Here is an 18882-nt window from a genome sequence, read left to right on the forward strand (position 1 = left end):
AAGCGGCAAAAAAAAGAAATGGACATGTCAATATGACATACGCCGGGTGGAAAGGCCGGTGGAATGTGCATATCATGGAGTAAACGGTCGTTTAGAAATGGAGGAATGCAATGATCACAATGAAGAATTGGCAGGTGCAGATGCAGAACCCGCAGGATGCACGGATCGGTTATCAGGGCGAAAATCTGTCGCGTACGCTTAAGATTTTGGTCGACGTGCCGGGAAACTGGCAGTATAAGCTGGATTTGTGCAACCAAGAGGGCAAGGCAAATGTGCTTGCGCTGGAAAAACAGGAAGACGTGCTCTCGGTCGAACTGACACGCGCGCATTTGGCAGTCAGCGGACTGTGCCGCGCGCAGGTACGCGGTCTGGACGGAGAACGGGAGTGCAGAAGCAATATTTTTTATCTGGACATCGGCCCCAGCATCAATGCGCTGGATGAGTTTGAGCCGCTCAAGCCCGACGAGTTCGCGCAGATGGAACAGACGCTGACCGCACATGCCGCAACCGCGCAGAATGCCGCGACGCAGGCCGGTGCGTCAGCAGATCAGGCTGCCGCATCTGCGGGACAGGCCGAGCAGGCCGCAACGCTGGCACAGCAGGTAGCGGTCAATCCGCCCAAGATTCAGAATGGAACCTGGTGGGTGTTCGATGGTGTTTCCGGTGTCTACAAAGACAGCGGCGTGCAGGCACAAGGCCCGCAGGGTGCGGATGGTGCGCCGGGTGAGAAGGGAGAAAAAGGCGAGAAAGGTGACAAAGGTGATCCGGGTGAACCGGGTGCAGATGGTCGGGATGGCAAGGACGGCATCAACGGTACCAACGGTAAGGATGGTGCAGACGGTGCTTCGTTCACTATCCGTGCGCGATACGATACCCTCGAAACCTTGCTGCAAGCGCACCCAACCGGTACAGCCGGTGAAGCCTATGCGGTGGGCACAGCCGAAAACAACACCATCTATAACTGGTCGGATGAATTTGCCTCGTGGCAGGATCTCGGACAGCTCAAAGGCCCACAGGGCGATCCCGGTCCAACCGGTCCGCAGGGACCACAGGGCGAAAAAGGCGATCCGGGTGAACAGGGCGCCAAAGGTGATAAAGGTGATCCCGGTGCACAGGGAGAAAAGGGTGATCCGGGAGAGCCGGGTGCCAAGGGCGATAAAGGCGACCCGGGAGACCCGGGGGCGACCGGAAAAGACGGTGTGAGCGCTTATCAGGCGGCACAGTCGGCCGGTTTTTCGGACACCGAGCAGGCATTTAACACAGCACTTGCAGCGGTAGGAAATAAACTGAGCCGTCCGACGCTGGTTTCGGTCAGCCTTCCCGCATCGGGGTGGACTGGCGAGCAGGCACCGTACACCCAGACGGTTGCCTGTGCGGGTGCAACGGCGGATACGTCCAAGACCATCCTCACCGCATGTCCCAACTGGGCGGATGCCGACCAGATTGCAGCGGTAGCCGATTGTCGGGTACTGGCAACCGCACAGGGAGCGGATACCCTGACGTTTACGGCCTATCTGGAAAAACCGTCCAGCGATCTCAATTATCAGGTGGAGGTGCAGACGTTATGATCTTGAATCCGATTTTATCCGGCGGCGGCGGAAGCGGGGCACAGACCGTGGTCGGCACGTGCACGCTGGAGGACACGTTCGGTCAAACGCAGTCGGTACCGATCTATCAGGGCTTTCCGCCGCTTGACATGGTCGCGGTTTTTAACACAGCTTATGATGTTGAGCAGACCAATGCGGAGACGGCAGAGTATATCAACTGGGCCGCGCTGGAGTCTGGCGACTATGTGTTCTATCGCGGCGTACAGGATGGCGACCGTTTTCGGGAGAAGATGATTTGATGGAACAGAATATTCTAGTCAGTCTGCTCAGCCTGATCGGTACGCTGGTGGGCACACTGGGAGGCATTTTGGTCTCCCAGCGTCTGACCAACTTCCGTCTGGAACAGCTGGAACGCGAAGTACGTGAACACAACAATTTTGCACGGCGTATGCCTGTGGTGGAAGAGCAGATTCGGGTTGCAAACCACAGGATTGCCGATCTGGAACAAAAAGCTGAACGAAAGGAGGGAACGATGTGAAAGAGAGACTGATGAGACTGCTGGATGTGAAGTCGCTTGTCACATTTGCGCTGATTGCGGTTGTGTGCATTCAGGCCATTCGCCGGAATGTGGATATGCCGTCTGAATATGTCGCATCCATCGTGACGGCGATCGTAACCTATTATTTCACCAGAAAGGATGACAACGATAAGTGACCATTCAGACAAAGCAATGCAATCGTGTCAATTACGGCGGTACACGCGCTGCAACCCGGTATATTGTCGTACATTACACATCCAACCGGGGCGATACGGCCAAGAATAATGTTGATTACTTCGCGCGGGAAAATGTGGGCGCGAGCGCGCATTTTTTCGTCGATGAAAAGGAAACCTGGTCGAGCGTACCCGAAGCCTGCGTAGCCTGGCACTGTGGCGCCAAGAGCTACCGGCATCCTGAGTGTCGCAACAGCAACGCGCTGGGTGTGGAAATCTGCATGAACGACAAGCAGGGCAAGGTGCGTCAGGCGAGCATTGACCGTGCCGTGCTGCTCGTGCGTGCGCTCATGGCCAAGTACGACATCCCGGTCGAACGTGTACTGCGTCATTATGACGTGACCGGCAAGCACTGCCCGGGGCCGATGGTCGATGACCCGGCATTGTGGACGGCATTTCGTGCCAAACTGACCCAAACCGAACAAGAGGAGGAAGACGATATGCGCTATAAGTACTATGACGACATGCCCGATTGGGCACAGCCGACCGTCAAGAAACTGATGGACAAAGGATACCTCAAAGGCGAGGGGGACGGCGTGCTCAACCTGAGCGAGGACACCCTCAAGGTGCTGGTCGTGGGCGACCGCGCTGGCCTGTACGAGGCCTGAAAAACTGCGGTATAAAAATTTTGCAGGATTTTGAAATTTATGCTTGACTTTTCCGGCTGTACTCGGTATAATAATCATCGTCAGCTACGGCAGACAACCTGTACAGCCGGATTGTGTAATGGTAGCACGACAGACTCTGACTCTGTTTGTCTGGGTTCGAATCCTTGTCCGGCTGCCACTAAAGACCACTGAGAAATCAGTGGTCTTTCTATTTTCCACCAAAAAAAGTCGCACATACTTACAAATTTTGACCATTTCAAGGCTGGAAATCTGGCCGCAGAGTGGATATAATAGTAGCTGTTGAAAAATTTTTGATTGTTCCTATCTTCAGGAGGCATTATGGTTAGAAACGATTTAAGAAATATTGCCATCATCGCACACGTTGACCACGGTAAGACCACCCTGGTCGATCAGATGCTCAAGCAGGCGGGCACCTTCCGCGAGAATCAGGTCGTAGAGGAGCGCGTCATGGACTCCAACGCCATCGAGCGCGAGCGCGGCATCACCATTCTGGCAAAGAACACTTCGGTACATTATAAGGACACCAAGATCAATATTGTCGATACCCCGGGCCATGCTGACTTCTCTGGTGAGGTCGAGCGTATCCTGAAGATGGTAGACGGCGTTATTCTGCTGGTCGACGCGGCAGAAGGCCCCATGCCCCAGACCCGTTTCGTGCTACAGAAGGCACTCGAGTTCGGTCACAAGATCATCATTGTCATCAACAAGATCGACCGTCCGGATGCACGTCTGAACGAGGTTGGCGATGAGGTTCTCGAGCTGCTGCTCAACCTGGACGCAAACGACGAGCAGCTGGACAGCCCGATCATTTACTGCTCGGGTCGTGACGGCACGGCTTCCATGTCCCCGACCGTACCGGGCACCGATCTGGTTCCGCTGTTTGACCAGATTCTCGAGCACATCCCGGCACCCGAAGTAGACACCGAAGGCCCGATGCAGATGCTGGTATCGTCCATCGACTACAACGAGTACGTTGGCCGTATCGGTATCGGCCGTATCGAGCGCGGCAGCATCAAGGTAAACCAGCCGGTTACCGTAACTGACTACCACGAGCGCGTCAAGCCCTATAACGGCCGTATCGTTTCGCTGTACACCATCGAGGGTCTGGCACGTAAGCCGGTTGATACCTGCACCGCGGGCGACATTGTTTGCTTCTCTGGTATTGAAAACATCACCATCGGTGAGACCCTGTGTGCACAGGACTGCGTGGAAGCGCTGCCCTTCGTTAAGATTTCCGAGCCGACCGTTGAGATGTACTTTATGGTCAACGACAGCCCGTTTGCAGGCAAGGACGGTAAGTTCGTCACCTCGCGCCATCTGCGTGAGCGTCTGTTCCGCGAGCTGCTGAAGGACGTTTCGCTGCGCGTCAGCGAGACCGAGACCACCGATGCATTCCGCGTTTCCGGCCGTGGTGAGATGCACCTGTCCATTCTGATCGAGAATCTGCGCCGCGAAGGCTACGAGTTCCAGGTCGGCGCACCCAAGGCGCTGATGAAGGAGATTGACGGCGTCAAGTGCGAGCCGATCGAGCGCATGGTTGCAGACGTTCCGCAGGATGCACTGGGCTCTGTCATGGAGAAGATGGGCGCACGTAAGGGTGAGCTGGTCACCATGAATCCGCAGGGCGACCGCATGCGCGTTGAGTTCCTCGTTCCCGCACGCGGCCTGTTCGGCTACCGCAACGAGTTCCTGACCGATACCAAGGGCGAGGGCGTTCTGTCTTCGGTATTCCACTCCTACCAGCCGTACAAGGGCGAGATTCAGAAGCGCAGCATGGGCAGCCTGATCGCATTCGAGACCGGTGAGGCAATTACCTACGGTCTGTACAACGCACAGGAGCGTGGTACGCTGTTCATCGGTGCCGGCACCCCGGTTTACGAGGGCATGGTTATCGGCTGCACTCCCAAGAGCGAGGACATTTCGGTCAACGTCTGCAAGAAGAAGCAGCTGACCAACACCCGTGCATCCGGTTCGGATGACGCACTGCGTCTGATTCCGCCGCGCCAGATGTCCATCGAGGCCGCACTGGAGTTCCTGGGCGAGGACGAGCTGCTCGAAGTTACCCCGAACAACCTCCGCATCCGCAAAAAGATCCTTTCGAATCAGCTGCGTATGAAAAAGCTGCATAGCTGAGGATAAATTTTGGTTAAATTGTGCGCAGATTAAGCTTGAAAAATGAGCACATTTCCGGTATCATCATAAGAGCAAATAAATCCGACCATTTGCCAGTCAAATGGTCCAGGAAAGGAACTTGTTCATTATGAAAAAGAATGTTATTTCGTCTGCGCACGCACCGGCTGCGATCGGCCCCTACTCTCAGGCCATCGAGACCGAGCAGTTTATCTTTACTTCTGGTCAGATTCCGCTGAACCCCAAGACCGGCAAGATCGAGGGTACCACCATTGAGGAGCAGGCTGAGCAGGTTATGCAGAACCTGAAGGCTGTTCTGGCTGAGGGCGGTGTCGGCATGGATCGCATCGTCAAGACCACCTGCTTCCTGGCTGATCTGGCTGATTTCGCAGCATTCAACGAGGTTTACGGCAAGTACTTCCCCGAAGGTGCACCGGCTCGTTCCTGCTTTCAGGTTGCAGCGCTGCCGATGGGCGCAAAGCTGGAAGTTGAGTGCGTCGCAGTCAAGTAAAATCGCGCAATACAAAAAGACCACCCGAAAGGGTGGTCTTTTCTGTTTATTCTTTGGTTTCGTAGTCGCGGGTCATGGCGTGCAGCAGCGTCTGATAGATCTCCTCGGCGTGTGCGCGGAAGGTCTTTTCCAGCAGGGATGCCTGTTCGGCGTTTGCTGCGTGCATTTCCAGTGCAAATACCTCGTCGATGCCCATGCGCACCAGATAATCGTTTTCCTGCACGGCTTCGCTGTGGGTCGAGATGACCGCATCGCGGTGCGCCTGCCGTACGACACGCAGCGCAGAACGCTGTGCTGCCTCGCGGACGGTGTAGGGAAGGCGGTTCTCGAACGCTGCCAGCGCTTCCCGGCCTTTTTCGCTGATCTGGTAGGTGGTGTCGGCACAGGGATCGGCGACTGTGATGTGACCGGTCGCAACCAGCTCATCGAACGCCTCTTTGAAGTCAAACCAGGTAAAGCCGTCATCACACCAGGTGCATACGTCGAGCATGATCTCGAAAGTTGCGGGATCGGGCAGATAACACATCGAATATAGAATAAGGAACTTGACGTCCTCTTTTGTTTTGATAAAACCATAGCGGGCCATGGCGTGTCCTCCTTGCGCTCATAGTCAAATACAGTATACCACGTTTTATCGGACAGGGGAACGGGCAGAATGACAAAAAGAGACGGGGAAAAAACGGTTGCAAACAGACGTTCGTTTGTGCTATGATATAGGGTGAAAAAGAACATCTAGCGCATCTGCGCGCAAAGGGGAAGAAAACGATATGTCCCAAGTCACCATTCAGCCTGCCACACTGGCAGACGCTGACGAAATGCTTGCAATTTATGGCCCGTATGTGACCAATACCACGGTTTCCAGCGAGTATGAAGCACCTTCTCATGAGGAATTCTGCCGACGCATCGAAACCTATACCAAGACCCTGCCCTGGCTGGTCTGCCGGATCGATGGACGGATCGCTGGGTATGGCTACGCCTCGCCCCATCGCTCCCGTGCAGGGTATCAGTGGTCGGTCGAGACTTCGATCTATGTTGCCCCTGATTTTCACCGTCAGGGTGTCGCGGCAGCACTCTATCGCGCGCTCTTTTCGCTGCTCGTCCGTCAGGGCTATTACAATATCTTTGTCGGTATCACTTCGCCCAATGAGCGCAGCATCAAGTTCCATACCGCGATGGGATTTACCATCTCGGGTGCATATCAGAACAGCATGTACAAGTTTGGACAGTGGCGCGATGTGCTCTGGATGGCCAAGAGCCTGCGTCCGCATGAGATGGCACCGGTGCCGACCGTGCCTTTCCCGGAGATTCGGGACGAAGCGCAGACCAAAGCCGTGCTGGAGGCACAAGCGAAAACGGTGCGCTTAGACGAGACCGTCCGCGTACACGGCGCGTAATGCAGGCGTAACAGGCAGGAGGTGAGACCGCGATGCCCAAGTCATCGGCGGAGAAACCGAAGAAAAGCACAAAACAGGAAAAGAAGAAAGATGTGCCCGTGCACACTGACCACCGTACGCGCATGCGTGAGCGTCTGGTACAGCAGGGCTTTGACAGTTTGCAGCCGCATGAGGCGCTCGAAGTCTTGCTGTACTATGCCGTGCCCAGACGCGACGTAAACCCTTTGGCGCATCGTCTGATTCGCACCTTTGGCGGCTATCATCGCGTGTTTGAGGCATCGATCGAGGAACTCAAAAAGGTGGATGGTGTGGGCGATCAGGTTGCACTCTATCTGTATACCCTGGGTGCACATGAGCGCCGCTGCGACCGCAGTCGCACCATTCAGCAAAACTCCCGTGCGCAGCTGGATACGGTCGAGCGCATGGCCGATTACCTGCGTCCGCAGTTCAAGGGACTGCGGCAGGAGATCGCGGTTTTACTTTGTCTGGATGCGGCACGCCGTCCCATCAGCTGTGATTTGCTGTGTCACGGTGCGGTCAGCGCAAGCGAAGTCAGTGTGCAGGCCATCAACGAACTGGCCATGCGCCATAAGGCCGACAGCGTTGTGCTCGCGCACAATCATCCACGCGGTCCGGCGCGTCCGTCACAGGCCGATATCCGCACGACCGAACAGCTTTGGGCCTTGCTGCGTGGTGTCGGCATCGATCTGATCGAGCACCTGATTTTCGGAGAACACGATTTTGTCTCCCTGTCCGAGTGCGGATTTTTTGCAAAATACTAGGAGGAACATCCCCTATGCCAAAATTTCAGGTAGTCAGCCCGTACCAGATGGCGGGCGATCAGCCCACGGCGGTTGCAGCCCTGTCTGCCGGTGTGGAAAACGGTTTGACCGAGCAGACGCTGCTCGGCGTTACCGGTTCGGGTAAGACCTTCACCATGGCAAACATCATCGAGCGCACCCAGCGCCCGACGTTGGTGCTTGCTCACAATAAGACCCTTGCAGCGCAGCTTTGTTCCGAGCTGCGCGAGTTTTTCCCGCATAATGCGGTGGAATTTTTCGTTTCTTACTACGATTACTACCAGCCTGAGGCCTATATTGCCTCGACTGATACCTATATCGAGAAGGATTCAGCCATCAACGAGGAGATCGACCGCCTGCGCCACTCGGCGACGAGTGCCCTGTTCGAGCGGGAAGACGTCATCATCGTGGCCTCGGTCTCGTGTATCTACTCGCTCGGTGACCCGATCGATTACAAGAACATGGTCATTTCTCTGCGCCCGGGCATGACGCGCGACCGCGATGAGCTGCTGCGCAAGCTCATTGAGATTCAGTACGAGCGCAACGACATCGCATTCGAGCGTAACCGCTTCCGTGTGCGCGGTGATGTGGTCGAGATTTGGCCGGCATACGCGGAGAATATGGCGTTCCGCGTCGAGTTCTTCGGAGACGAGATCGACCGCCTGTGCGAGATCAACCCGCTGACCGGTGCGGCCACCCGCGACGTGCAGCATGTCGCCATCTACCCGGCAAGCCACTACGTCACGACCAAAGAGAAGATGGCACGCGCGGTCGAGGAATTGGAACGTGAACTGGACGAGCGGGTCAAGTGGTTCGAGGAGAATGGCAAGCTGGTCGAAGCGCAGCGCATCGCCCAGCGTACCCGTTATGATATCGAAATGATGCAGGAAATCGGCTTTTGCAGCGGTATCGAGAACTATTCCCGCGTGATTTCTGGGCGTGAACCCGGTTCGGCGCCCTTTACCCTTATCGACTATTTCCCCAAGGACTTCCTGCTCATCGTCGACGAGAGTCATGTAACGCTGCCGCAGGTGCGCGCCATGTATCACGGCGACTACGCACGCAAAAAGAGCCTGATTGACAACGGTTTCCGTCTGCCGTCGGCTTTTGACAACCGTCCTTTGAACTTCGAGGAATTTAACGACCGCATCAATCAGGTCATTTACGTCTCGGCAACACCGGGCGACTACGAGCGCGAGCGCTCGGGTCAGATCGTCGAGCAGGTCATCAGGCCGACCGGTCTGCTTGACCCCATCATTGAGGTGCGCCCAGTCGAGGGACAGATTGACGACCTGCTGGGCGAGATTCACGCGGTCACCGCGCGCAAGGAGCGCGTTCTGGTCACGACGCTGACCAAAAAGATGGCCGAAGACCTGACCGACTATCTGGAAAACGCCGGTGTGCGCGTGCGCTATCTGCACCACGATGTCAAGACCATCGAGCGCATGGAGCTGATTCGCGATCTGCGTCTGGGTCTGTACGACGTGCTGGTCGGCATCAACCTGCTGCGTGAGGGCCTGGACCTGCCCGAAGTTTCGCTGGTGGCCATTCTGGACGCGGACAAGGAGGGCTTCCTGCGTTCGGAAACCTCGCTCATCCAGACCATTGGCCGTGCGGCGCGAAATGCCGAGGGTCGTGTCGTCATGTACGCGGATACCATCACAAATTCTATGCGCCGCGCCATCGACGAGACCGCACGCCGCAGAGAAAAGCAGATGGCGTTTAACGAGGCGCACGGCATCGTGCCCAAGACCATCCAGAAGAACGTCCACGAGATCATTGAGATTTCGTCCGAGAGCAAGACGCCCGGCAAAAAGCGCATGAGCAAGACCGAGCGCACGGCCGAGATCGCCCGTCTGACCCGCCAGATGAAGGAGGCGGCAAAGCTGCTCGAGTTCGAGTTGGCAGCCGAGCTGCGCGACCAGATCAAGGCACTCGAGAGCGGGAAATAGAGAGAGGAGGCGCAGACATGCGCTTGTATACGCTGGTCGAGGAGCATGCAGCCGACCCAATATTCGGCTGTGAGCATGAATTGAGTTTTTATCTTGAGACCGAGCGCGAGCACCTGTTGTTCGACCTCGGACAGAGTGAACTGTTTTTGCGCAACGCGCATGCGCTGGGGCTGGACATTGCCCGTGTTGACCGCGCGTTTTTGTCCCATGGACACTATGACCACGGCGGTGGACTGTCCGCCTTTCTGAGAGAGAACGATCACGCGCCGGTCTACGTCCATTCCCGGGCGTTTGAGCCGCACTTTTCGCGCAAACCCGAGGGTGTGCGGCCAATCGGCTTGGACCCTGAACTGGAACATCATCCGCGTCTGGTTCTCACCGGGGACGTGTACGAGGTCAGCCCCAATCTGCTGCTGTTTTCCGACGTGACCGGCACCGAATGCCAGTCCGAAGGCGGCAAAAACCTGCTCGAGCGGGTGGGTGATGCCTACGTACCTGATGCTTTTGCCCATGAACAGAGCCTGATCGTGTACGACAAGGGCAAGTGCATCCTGTTTACCGGTTGTGCGCATTGCGGTGTGGTCAATCTGGTGCAGCGTGCGGCTGAGCACGCCGGACGGATGCCCGATGTCGTGGTGGGCGGCATGCACCTGTATAGTCCCAGCCAGAAGAAGAGCGAACCGGACGAACTGATTCGTGCGGTGGGCGAGCGGCTTGGCAAAACCGGCGCACGCTACCTGACCGGACACTGTACCGGTGAGCATGCTTACGCGGTACTGCACGATATGCTGGGCGATCAGATCGGATATCTGCCCGCAGGCAGTCAGGTCGACCTATGACGAGAGGGGAGAGACAGATGAGAACCATTCACGCGATGTATTGGAGCGCGACCGATACGACCAAGACGGTCGTGTGCACGATTGCGCAGACTTTGGCGCAGCACGCCGGAACCGATTACCAAGTTTTCGATTTTACCCTGCCCGCGTCCCGCGAGACGGTCAAGACCTTTGGCCCGGATGATCTGGTCGTCTTTGGTACACCGGTCTACGCCGGACGTGTACCCAATCTGCTGGTCAAGTATTTACATACGGTTGTGGGCGGCGGTGCGCTGGCCGTGCCGGTCGTGCTGTTCGGCAACCGCAATTACGACGACGGTTTGATGGAACTGCGCAACATTTTAGAAGAAGATGGATTTCATACCATCGCGGGTGCGGCCTTTGTCGGAGAACACGCTTTTTCGCGCACCCTCGCAGCTGGACGACCGGACGCGGATGACCTTGCCGAGGCGCGTGCATTTGCCGACGCGGTCTGGGAGAAACTGACCGCAGGAACCTATGTCACGCCGGCACAGGTTGGTGGTCAAGATCCTGTCCGTCCTTACTATACACCCCGTGACCGTGCGGGAAATCCCATCAACATTTTGAAAGTGAAACCCAGAACCGACCCGGATAAGTGCGACGGCTGCGGCATCTGTGTGAACGCTTGCCCAATGGGCTCGATTGACAAGAGCAACCCGTCGCTGGTTCCCGGTGTCTGTATCAAGTGCTGCGCCTGTGTGAAAAAATGTCCCACCGGCGCGAAATATTACGACGATCCCGGATATCTGTACCACAAGGAAGAGCTGGAACTTGGCTATGCCCGCAGAGCGGACAACGCCACCTTTGTGTGAGCGGATATCGGTACGAAAGGAAGATCTATGCAAGAGCAAATTTATATCAAGGGAGCGCGAGAACACAACCTTAAAAATGTGGATATCGCCATCCCGCGTGATAAGCTGGTGGTTTTCACCGGCCTGTCTGGTTCGGGTAAATCCTCGCTGGCGTTCGATACCATTTACGCCGAGGGTCAGCGCCGCTATGTCGAGTCGCTGTCCTCCTATGCGCGTCAGTTCCTCGGACAGATGGAGAAGCCCGATGTAGACTATATCGACGGCCTGTCCCCGGCAATCTCGATTGACCAGAAAACCACCTCCAAGAACCCGCGCTCGACGGTGGGCACGGTCACCGAGATTTACGATTACCTGCGTCTGCTCTGGGCGCGAATCGGCACACCGCACTGTCCCAAGTGCGGCAAGGAGATTCACCAGCAGACCATTGACCAGATCATTGACCAGCTGATGAGCCTGCCTGAGGGTACCAAAATGCAGATTCTGGCACCGGTCGTGCGCCAGCGCAAGGGCGAACACGTCAAGGTGCTCAATGACGCCCGCAAGTCGGGCTATGTCCGCGTGCGGGTGGACGGCAATCTGTACGATCTGTCTGAGGAGATCAAGCTGGAGAAGAATAAAAAGCACTCGATCGAAGTTGTGGTCGACCGCGTGGTCGTGCGCCCGGACGCACGCTCGCGTATCACCGACTCGGTCGAGACCGCGTCCGCACTGTCGGGCGGTCTGGTGCTGGCCGATGTCATCGGCGGGGAAACGCTGACTTTCTCCCAGAATTATGCCTGTGAGGACTGCGGTATCTCGATCGAAGAGTTGACACCGCGTATGTTCTCGTTTAACAATCCCTATGGTGCCTGCCCGACCTGTACCGGTCTGGGCATCCAGATGAAGATTGACCCCGACCGCATCATTCCCAACCGCAAGCTGTCCATTGCCGAGGGTGCCATCCGGGCATCAGGTTGGTCGAACGCCGAACCTGGCTCGATCTCACGCATGTACTATGATGCGCTGGGCAAGCGCTTTGGGTTTACCATGGACACCCCGCTGTGCGACTTCTCCGAGGATGCGCTGGACGCGCTGCTGTACGGCACGCGCGGCGAACCGCTGGAACTGTCGGTCAAGCGCTTTTCGGGCAGCACGATGAGCCAGCCGTTTGAGGGCATCATCAACAATCTGGAACGCCGCTACCATGAGACGAACAGCGATTACATGCGTGCCGAGATTGAGGACTGCATGAGTGAGATTCTCTGCCCGGATTGTCACGGCCATCGCCTCAAAAAAGAGATTCTTGCGGTTACGGTAGGCGGTCTGAACATTGCCCAGTACTGTGAATTGTCGGTCACCAAGGCGTTGGATTTCATGCATAATTTGGAACTGACCGAGATGCAGCACAAGATCGGTGATCGTGTCATCAAGGAAATCTTGGACCGTCTGGGATTTTTGCAGTCGGTCGGACTGGAGTACCTGACCCTGTCGCGTGCTTCGGGTACGCTGTCGGGCGGTGAGAGCCAGCGCATCCGTCTGGCGACCCAGATCGGTTCGTCGCTCATGGGCGTGCTGTATATTCTGGACGAGCCGTCCATCGGTCTGCACCAGCGTGACAATGACAAACTGCTCGATACGCTCAAACGTCTGCGCGATCTGGGCAACACGCTGATCGTGGTCGAGCACGATGAGGACACCATGTACGCTGCCGACCATATCGTGGATATCGGCCCGGGTGCAGGCGTGCACGGCGGTGAGGTCGTGTTCCAGGGTACGGTCGACGAGATGCTTCAGGATGAAAAGTCCATCACCGGCGCATATCTGTCGGGCAGACGGTTCATTCCGGTGCCCGAGGTGCGCAGAAAGGGAAGCGGCAAGTGGCTGACCGTGCGCGGTGCGGCGGTCAACAACTTAAAGCACACCGATTTTTCCATCCCGCTCGGCACGCTGACCTGTGTGACCGGTGTGTCCGGTTCGGGCAAGTCGTCGTTCATCAACGAGATTCTGTACAAGAAGCTGGCTGCTGATTTGAACGGTGCAAAAACCCGACCGGGTGCGTTCGACTCCATCGAGGGCATGGAAAATCTGGACAAGGTCATCGATATCGACCAGTCGCCCATCGGACGTACGCCGCGTTCCAACCCGGCAACTTATACCGGCGTGTTCAACGATATTCGTGACCTGTTTGCCTCGACACAGGATGCCAAGATGCGCGGCTACGGCCCCGGACGATTCTCGTTTAACGTCAAGGGCGGCCGATGCGAGGCGTGCACAGGTGACGGTCTGCTCAAGATCGAGATGCACTTTTTACCCGATATCTATGTGCCTTGTGACGTGTGCAAGGGCAAGCGATACAACAAGGAGACCCTTGAAGTGCGCTACAAGGGCAAAAACATCTATGAAGTGCTGGATATGACCGTAGACGAGGCGCTGATCTTTTTCGAGAATGTGCCCAAGATCGCACGGCGGCTGCAAACCATGCAGGACGTTGGTCTGGGCTACATCAAGCTCGGCCAGTCGTCGACCACGCTGTCGGGCGGTGAGGCACAGCGTGCCAAGCTGGCGACCGAGCTGTCCAAGCGTGCGACCGGCAAGACCATCTACATTCTGGACGAGCCGACCACCGGCCTGCACATTGCCGATGTGCACCGTCTGGTAGACGTGCTGCAAAAGCTGGTCGATACCGGAAACACGGTCGTAGTCATCGAGCACAATCTGGATGTCATCAAGACCGCCGACTATATCATCGACCTCGGTCCCGAGGGCGGTGACGGCGGCGGTGAGGTGGTTGTTGCCGGAACACCGGAGGGCGTTGCCGCGTGCGAAAAGTCTTACACCGGAAAATACCTCAAAAAGATGCTCGAACGCGACCGCAAACGCCGCGAAGCCGAATAAAATATCAGTTCTATGTCAAAGACCGCTTTTTGAAGCGGTCTTTTTCTTTGGGGGCTCAAAACTCCAAAAAATGTGTGCAGTTTACGGGAACGCATGCGGACTGCGTGTTCGTGCTTACAGCATATAAAGACAAACTTTAAGACGCCTTTTCTGCGTTTCATGGATACAGGGCAAGAAAGGACGGCAAAATATGTTGAGATTTCATGTGTTTTCTGCTATGATAAGTCTGAATAAGAATACTTCGAGGGATAACCATGAAAATGAAACGATGGGTGACCGCCAAACCCAACCTGGAAACCGTGCGGTCACTGGCACGCAGCTGTGGTTTTACGCCGCTTGCTGCCGCCGCTTTATGCGCGCGCGGGATTGACACCCCTGAGGCTGCCCGCGCCTTTCTGGAAACCGATCCCGCAAAGCTGCATGATCCAATGCTGCTGCCTGATATGACCAAAGCGCGGGACACCATTCGCCGAGCGATCGAACAGGGAAAGAAGATCGCAGTATTCGGCGACTACGACGTGGACGGCGTGACTTCCACCTGTGTGATGACGCGTGTGCTGCGCAGTCTGGGTGCTGATGTGCGCCATTACATTCCCGACCGCCTGAGCGAGGGCTACGGCCTGAGCATGGGCGCGATGGATCGACTGGCGCAGGACGGTATCGGGCTGATTGTCACGGTGGATTCGGGCGTTTCGGCGTTCGAGGAGATTGCTCGTGCACGCGAACTCGGCATGGAAGTGGTCGTGACCGATCACCACGAATGTCGGGAAGAACTGCCCGATGCCAACGCGGTTGTCAATCCCAAGCGTGCCGACAGCACCTACCCGTTTGCCGAGCTGGCAGGCGTCGGTGTGGCGTTCAAGCTGGCGTGCGCACTGGCGGGAGACGGCCAGCAGCGCGCCGTACTCGAACAGTACGCCGACCTGGTCGCACTGGGCACGGTGGCTGATGTCATGCTTCTGGTCGGGGAAAATCGTATTATTGTCGCAGCAGGTCTGCGCCGCATGGCAGAGACGCAAAACGTCGGTCTGTCCATGCTGCTGCACGAGTCCGGACAGCAGGGAAAGCGCCTGACCGCTTCGACCATTAGCTTTATTTTAGCGCCGCGCATCAATGCCGCAGGCCGTCTGGGTCATGCGGACATGGCCGCAGAACTGTTTCTGACCGACGATCCGCGCCGTGCACAGACCTTGGCCATGGCGCTGTGCGAACAGAACAAGCAGCGGCAGGCGACCGAGAACCAGATTTTGGAACAGGCCTTGCAGAAGCTGCGCCGGGAGTATGACCCGCTGGAAGATCAGGTCATCGTGCTGGCCGGAGAGGACTGGCACCACGGCGTGATTGGTATTGTCTCGTCGCGCATCTGCGACCGCTACGCCTGCCCGACCGTGCTGATTGCACTGGAAGACGGCATCGGCAAGGGTTCGGGACGGTCGGTCAAGGGCTTTAACCTGTATGAAGCGCTGTGCGACAGCGCACCGCTGCTTGAACGCTTCGGCGGACACGAACTGGCCGCCGGACTGACCATCCGCGAGGAAAATATTCAGCAGTTCCATGAAAATATGGAGGCTTGGGCGCGGGAGCATGTCAACCCGCAGGAGCTCATGCCCATTTTGCACATTGACTGCCCGATTGCACCCGAGTTTATCTCGACCGAGGCCACCCGTGGGCTGGATGTACTCGAGCCGTTTGGCATGGGCAACCCGCAGCCGGTCTTTTCCATGTGCGATCTGCTGGTCGAGGAGATTACGCCCATTTCGTCCGACCGCCATGTGCGGCTGACGCTGTCCAAGGATGGCCAGACCTACACGGCCATGCTGTTCGGTACCGGACAGGGCGGATGCGGATTTGCACAGGGCAACTATGTAGACGCGGCATTCTGTCTGGAGATCAATGAGTACCGCGGACGGTGCAGCGTGCAGCTGGTCATCCGTGATATTCAGCTGAGCACCTGCGAGGTCATGGCCGACCAGAAGATTTTGAACCTGTACAATCGGTTCATGTCTGACGGTGCGCTGACCGCACGCGAAGCCCGCGTGCTGCTGCCTGAGCGTCGTGATCTGGTCGCGGTCTGGAGACATATTTTGAGCCGCAGCGAAGATGGCTGGCTGTCGGTGCCCGACGGTGCACTGTCGCGCCGGGTATCGTGGGAGAGCCGCCGCGAGATCAACATCGGCAAGCTGCTGGTCTGCCTGGACGTGTTCAGCGAGAGCCGTCTGCTCAGCTATCACTTCCGGGAAGGACAGCTGAATATTGTGCTAAAACATATCGAGGGCAAGGCCGATATTTCCAAGTCGGTTGTCCTCAAGACCCTGCAATCCATGAGCAAGGACTGCAATACGATGCAGGGCAGTGTGATTTGAGAATAAAGGAAGTGTCAAAGTTATGAGCGCTCCGATGAAAAACAGGATTGATTTTCTGATCGAGCGGGTGGAAAAGCAGAACCCCTCGGCCAATGTCAAGAAGATCCGTGCCGCCTACGAGTGCGCGGCACAGGCGCATGAAGGTCAGAAGCGCCGCAACGGCGAACCCTACATCATCCATCCGGTCGCGGTGGCTGAGATCATCGTGGAGATGGGACTGGATACCGACTCGATCTGTGCCGGCCTGCTGCACGACTGCATCGAGGACACCGAGTTCGGCTATCGTGAAATTGAGAATAAGTTCGGCACTTCGGTTGCCGAGTTGGTAGACGGCGTTACCCGACTGGGTATGCTGCGCTATTCCAAGGAGCAGGAGCAGTTTGAAGATCTGCGCAAAATGTTCATGGCGATGGCCAAGGACATCCGCGTCATCCTCATCAAGCTGGCCGACCGCCTGCACAATGCACGCACTTTCCAGTATCTGCCCGAGCGCAAGCAGCGCGACAAGGCACTCGAAACCATGGAGATCTACGCGCCCATCGCGCACCGACTGGGCATGAGCCGCATCAAGTGGGAGCTGGAAGACCTGTGTCTGCGTATCCTTGACCCGATTGGCTATCAGGAAATTGTGGACGGACTGGAACAGCAGTCCGAGCGATACGAGGATTTCCTCGATCACATCAAGGAGAGCATCTCGCTCAAGCTCAACGAGGCTGGTATCCGTCATGATATCTCGGCGCGCGTTAAGCATATCTACTCGATTTATCGCAAGATGTACTCCCAGCACAAGACCATGAACGAAATCTACGACATCTGCGCCGTGCGCGTCATCGTAGATACCGTGGCCGACTGCTATAACGTCCTGGGCTATGTGCATGACCTGTATAAGCCCATTCCGGGACGATTTAAGGACTATATTTCCACACCCAAGCCCAACGGCTACCAGTCGCTGCACACCACGGTTATTGGCCGCGATGGTATCCCGTTTGAAATCCAGATTCGCACCGAGGAAATGCACAAGATGGCAGAGTACGGTGTCGCGGCGCACTGGAAGTACAAGCAGGGATTGGATAAGGTAGGCAACGAGCAGGCGTTCTCGTGGATTCGCCAGCTGCTCGAAGCCCAGCAGGACACCGAGGCAGAGGACTTCATCAAGGCCATCAAGGTCGATTTGTTCGCTGACGAGGTATTCGTCTTTACGCCCAAGGGTGACGTCGTCAACATGCCTGCCGGTGCAACCCCGATCGATCTGGCGTACGCCATCCACTCGGCAGTCGGCAATCGTATGACCGGTGCCAAGGTCAACGGACGCATTGCACCTATCGACAGCCAGCTTAAAAATGGCGATATCGTCGAGATTCTGACCAGCAAGGAAGCGCACGGCCCCAGCCGTGACTGGCTCAAGATCGTCCGCACGACCGAGGCACGTAACAAGATTAAACAGTGGTTCAAAAAGGAATGCCGTGAGGAAAATATCATCAAGGGCAAGGAAGACCTGGACCGCGAACTGCGCGCAAACCTGCTGTATAACGGTTTTTATGAGAATGAGGAAGTCATTCAGAATACCCTGAATAAGTTCAGCTATCAGACCATCGACGAGATGTATGCAGCGCTGGGCTACGGCGGTATCACGCTGACCAAGGTGCTCAATAAGGTCAAGGATGAGGTCGGACGGGTACGCCGCGCCGCCGAACGTCTGGAGAAGGCCGAGCAGATGGCAAACCAGACCCAACAGCAGCCGCAGAAGAAGAATAAGCACAGCGATTCGGGCGTTATCGTTGAGGGCATTGACAACTGCCTGATTAAGTTTGCTCGCTGCTGTACCCCGATTCCGGGCGATGACATCATCGGCTTTATCACGCGCGGCTACGGCGTGTCCATTCACCGCCGTGACTGCGTCAACGTGCGCATCAACGAGGAAGACAAGGACCGCAGCCGCTGGGTCAACTGTTGGTGGGATGAGGATTTGCTCGAGCGCAACAACAAGTTCTCGACCGCGCTGCAAATTTCTACCCGCAGCCGCACCGGCGTGCTGGCTGACATTGCCGTGCTGCTGGCACAGGCCAAGGTCAATGTACGTGACCTCAACGCACGCGATCTGGAAGATGGCTACGGCGTGATCAATGCGGTCATCGACGTCAGCGGCGTGCGTCAGCTCAAGCACATTATGACCCGTATCAAGAACACAAAGGGCGTCGTTGATGTCGCACGTATTGCGAGCGATACCGGACGCTGAGGAGGA

General features: G+C 56.7%; 16 protein-coding genes and 1 tRNA gene. 16 read left to right on the forward strand and 1 reads right to left on the reverse strand.

What is annotated here, in order from left to right; all coding sequences use genetic code 11:
- The first annotated feature begins 110 nt into the window (after positions 1 to 110).
- The 8 genes from B5F17_RS01180 to B5F17_RS01215 all read left to right on the forward strand — a co-directional run bounded on the left by B5F17_RS01180 (position 111) and on the right by B5F17_RS01215 (position 5588).
- Entirely contained in the window at positions 111 to 1568 is a 1458-nt protein-coding gene (locus tag B5F17_RS01180; RefSeq protein ID WP_087369972.1) for a collagen-like domain-containing protein, read from the forward strand.
- A complete protein-coding gene (locus B5F17_RS01185; protein WP_087369974.1) occupies positions 1565 to 1846 on the forward strand; it encodes a hypothetical protein in 282 nt (93 codons plus the stop codon). Before B5F17_RS01180 ends, B5F17_RS01185 begins: the two co-directional genes overlap by 4 nt.
- On the forward strand, positions 1846 to 2085 hold the full coding sequence (locus B5F17_RS01190; RefSeq protein WP_087369976.1) for a hypothetical protein: 240 nt from the start codon (positions 1846 to 1848) through the stop codon (positions 2083 to 2085). The genes B5F17_RS01185 and B5F17_RS01190 overlap by 1 nt, the downstream gene beginning before the upstream one ends.
- The gene (locus B5F17_RS01195; RefSeq protein WP_016148159.1) at positions 2082 to 2261 is read left to right on the forward strand and encodes a hypothetical protein; all 180 of its coding nucleotides are present in this window, start codon (positions 2082 to 2084) and stop codon (positions 2259 to 2261) included. Before B5F17_RS01190 ends, B5F17_RS01195 begins: the two co-directional genes overlap by 4 nt.
- The gene (locus B5F17_RS01200; protein WP_087369978.1) at positions 2258 to 2926 is read left to right on the forward strand and encodes a peptidoglycan recognition protein family protein; all 669 of its coding nucleotides are present in this window, start codon (positions 2258 to 2260) and stop codon (positions 2924 to 2926) included. The genes B5F17_RS01195 and B5F17_RS01200 overlap by 4 nt, the downstream gene beginning before the upstream one ends.
- 104 nt (positions 2927 to 3030) lie before the next feature.
- Positions 3031 to 3104: transfer RNA gene (locus B5F17_RS01205), tRNA-Gln, on the forward strand.
- Between the two features lie 161 nt (positions 3105 to 3265).
- On the forward strand, positions 3266 to 5080 hold the full coding sequence (gene typA / locus B5F17_RS01210; RefSeq protein ID WP_016148157.1) for a translational GTPase TypA: 1815 nt from the start codon (positions 3266 to 3268) through the stop codon (positions 5078 to 5080).
- A gap of 127 nt (positions 5081 to 5207) precedes the next feature.
- Positions 5208 to 5588, forward strand: a complete 381-nt coding sequence (locus B5F17_RS01215) for a RidA family protein (RefSeq protein WP_087369980.1) — start codon at positions 5208 to 5210, stop codon at positions 5586 to 5588.
- A gap of 46 nt (positions 5589 to 5634) precedes the next feature.
- Here B5F17_RS01215 and B5F17_RS01220 read toward each other — a convergent pair whose 3' ends face one another.
- Complete coding sequence (locus tag B5F17_RS01220; RefSeq protein ID WP_016148155.1) at positions 5635 to 6174, reverse strand: DUF4364 family protein; 540 nt, start codon at positions 6172 to 6174, stop codon at positions 5635 to 5637.
- A gap of 181 nt (positions 6175 to 6355) precedes the next feature.
- Between B5F17_RS01220 and B5F17_RS01225 the strand changes: the two genes are divergently transcribed.
- The 8 genes from B5F17_RS01225 (at position 6356) to B5F17_RS01260 (ending at position 18876) form a co-directional block, all read left to right on the forward strand.
- Positions 6356 to 6982: a GNAT family N-acetyltransferase gene (locus B5F17_RS01225; RefSeq protein ID WP_016148154.1), complete on the forward strand. Its 627-nt coding sequence runs from the start codon at positions 6356 to 6358 to the stop codon at positions 6980 to 6982.
- 32 nt (positions 6983 to 7014) lie between these two features.
- The gene (locus B5F17_RS01230) at positions 7015 to 7764 is read left to right on the forward strand and encodes a JAB domain-containing protein (protein WP_087369982.1); all 750 of its coding nucleotides are present in this window, start codon (positions 7015 to 7017) and stop codon (positions 7762 to 7764) included.
- A gap of 14 nt (positions 7765 to 7778) precedes the next feature.
- Positions 7779 to 9734 carry an excinuclease ABC subunit UvrB gene (gene uvrB, locus B5F17_RS01235; protein WP_087369984.1) on the forward strand — a complete coding sequence of 652 codons (1956 nt, stop codon included), beginning with the start codon at positions 7779 to 7781 and terminating at the stop codon, positions 9732 to 9734.
- Positions 9735 to 9751: 17 nt separating this feature from the next.
- Complete coding sequence (locus B5F17_RS01240) at positions 9752 to 10573, forward strand: MBL fold metallo-hydrolase (RefSeq protein ID WP_087369986.1); 822 nt, start codon at positions 9752 to 9754, stop codon at positions 10571 to 10573.
- A 17-nt stretch (positions 10574 to 10590) separates the two neighbouring features.
- Positions 10591 to 11403 carry a 4Fe-4S binding protein gene (locus B5F17_RS01245; protein ID WP_087369988.1) on the forward strand — a complete coding sequence of 271 codons (813 nt, stop codon included), beginning with the start codon at positions 10591 to 10593 and terminating at the stop codon, positions 11401 to 11403.
- A 27-nt stretch (positions 11404 to 11430) separates the two neighbouring features.
- Complete coding sequence (gene uvrA, locus B5F17_RS01250; protein WP_087369990.1) at positions 11431 to 14277, forward strand: excinuclease ABC subunit UvrA; 2847 nt, start codon at positions 11431 to 11433, stop codon at positions 14275 to 14277.
- A gap of 254 nt (positions 14278 to 14531) precedes the next feature.
- Positions 14532 to 16640: a single-stranded-DNA-specific exonuclease RecJ gene (gene recJ, locus B5F17_RS01255; RefSeq protein ID WP_087369992.1), complete on the forward strand. Its 2109-nt coding sequence runs from the start codon at positions 14532 to 14534 to the stop codon at positions 16638 to 16640.
- A 34-nt stretch (positions 16641 to 16674) separates the two neighbouring features.
- Complete coding sequence (locus B5F17_RS01260; RefSeq protein ID WP_040332911.1) at positions 16675 to 18876, forward strand: RelA/SpoT family protein; 2202 nt, start codon at positions 16675 to 16677, stop codon at positions 18874 to 18876.
- Positions 18877 to 18882 lie beyond the last annotated feature (6 nt).

The organism is Butyricicoccus pullicaecorum, assembly GCF_002160355.1.
Taxonomy (GTDB): domain Bacteria; phylum Bacillota; class Clostridia; order Oscillospirales; family Butyricicoccaceae; genus Butyricicoccus; species Butyricicoccus pullicaecorum.

What these genes read in the sequence shown, in the direction of transcription:
- B5F17_RS01180 (WP_087369972.1), top strand. Translation starts at nt 111, where the DNA reads ATGATCACAATGAAGAATTGGCAGGTGCAGATGCAGAACCCGCAGGAT.
- B5F17_RS01185 (WP_087369974.1), top strand. Translation starts at nt 1,565, where the DNA reads ATGATCTTGAATCCGATTTTATCCGGCGGCGGCGGAAGCGGGGCACAG.
- B5F17_RS01190 (WP_087369976.1), top strand. Translation starts at nt 1,846, where the DNA reads ATGGAACAGAATATTCTAGTCAGTCTGCTCAGCCTGATCGGTACGCTG.
- typA (WP_016148157.1), top strand. Translation starts at nt 3,266, where the DNA reads ATGGTTAGAAACGATTTAAGAAATATTGCCATCATCGCACACGTTGAC.
- B5F17_RS01215 (WP_087369980.1), top strand. Translation starts at nt 5,208, where the DNA reads ATGAAAAAGAATGTTATTTCGTCTGCGCACGCACCGGCTGCGATCGGC.
- B5F17_RS01220 (WP_016148155.1), bottom strand. Translation starts at nt 6,174, where the DNA reads ATGGCCCGCTATGGTTTTATCAAAACAAAAGAGGACGTCAAGTTCCTT.
- B5F17_RS01225 (WP_016148154.1), top strand. Translation starts at nt 6,356, where the DNA reads ATGTCCCAAGTCACCATTCAGCCTGCCACACTGGCAGACGCTGACGAA.
- B5F17_RS01230 (WP_087369982.1), top strand. Translation starts at nt 7,015, where the DNA reads ATGCCCAAGTCATCGGCGGAGAAACCGAAGAAAAGCACAAAACAGGAA.
- uvrB (WP_087369984.1), top strand. Translation starts at nt 7,779, where the DNA reads ATGCCAAAATTTCAGGTAGTCAGCCCGTACCAGATGGCGGGCGATCAG.
- B5F17_RS01240 (WP_087369986.1), top strand. Translation starts at nt 9,752, where the DNA reads ATGCGCTTGTATACGCTGGTCGAGGAGCATGCAGCCGACCCAATATTC.
- B5F17_RS01245 (WP_087369988.1), top strand. Translation starts at nt 10,591, where the DNA reads ATGAGAACCATTCACGCGATGTATTGGAGCGCGACCGATACGACCAAG.
- uvrA (WP_087369990.1), top strand. Translation starts at nt 11,431, where the DNA reads ATGCAAGAGCAAATTTATATCAAGGGAGCGCGAGAACACAACCTTAAA.
- recJ (WP_087369992.1), top strand. Translation starts at nt 14,532, where the DNA reads ATGAAAATGAAACGATGGGTGACCGCCAAACCCAACCTGGAAACCGTG.
- B5F17_RS01260 (WP_040332911.1), top strand. Translation starts at nt 16,675, where the DNA reads ATGAAAAACAGGATTGATTTTCTGATCGAGCGGGTGGAAAAGCAGAAC.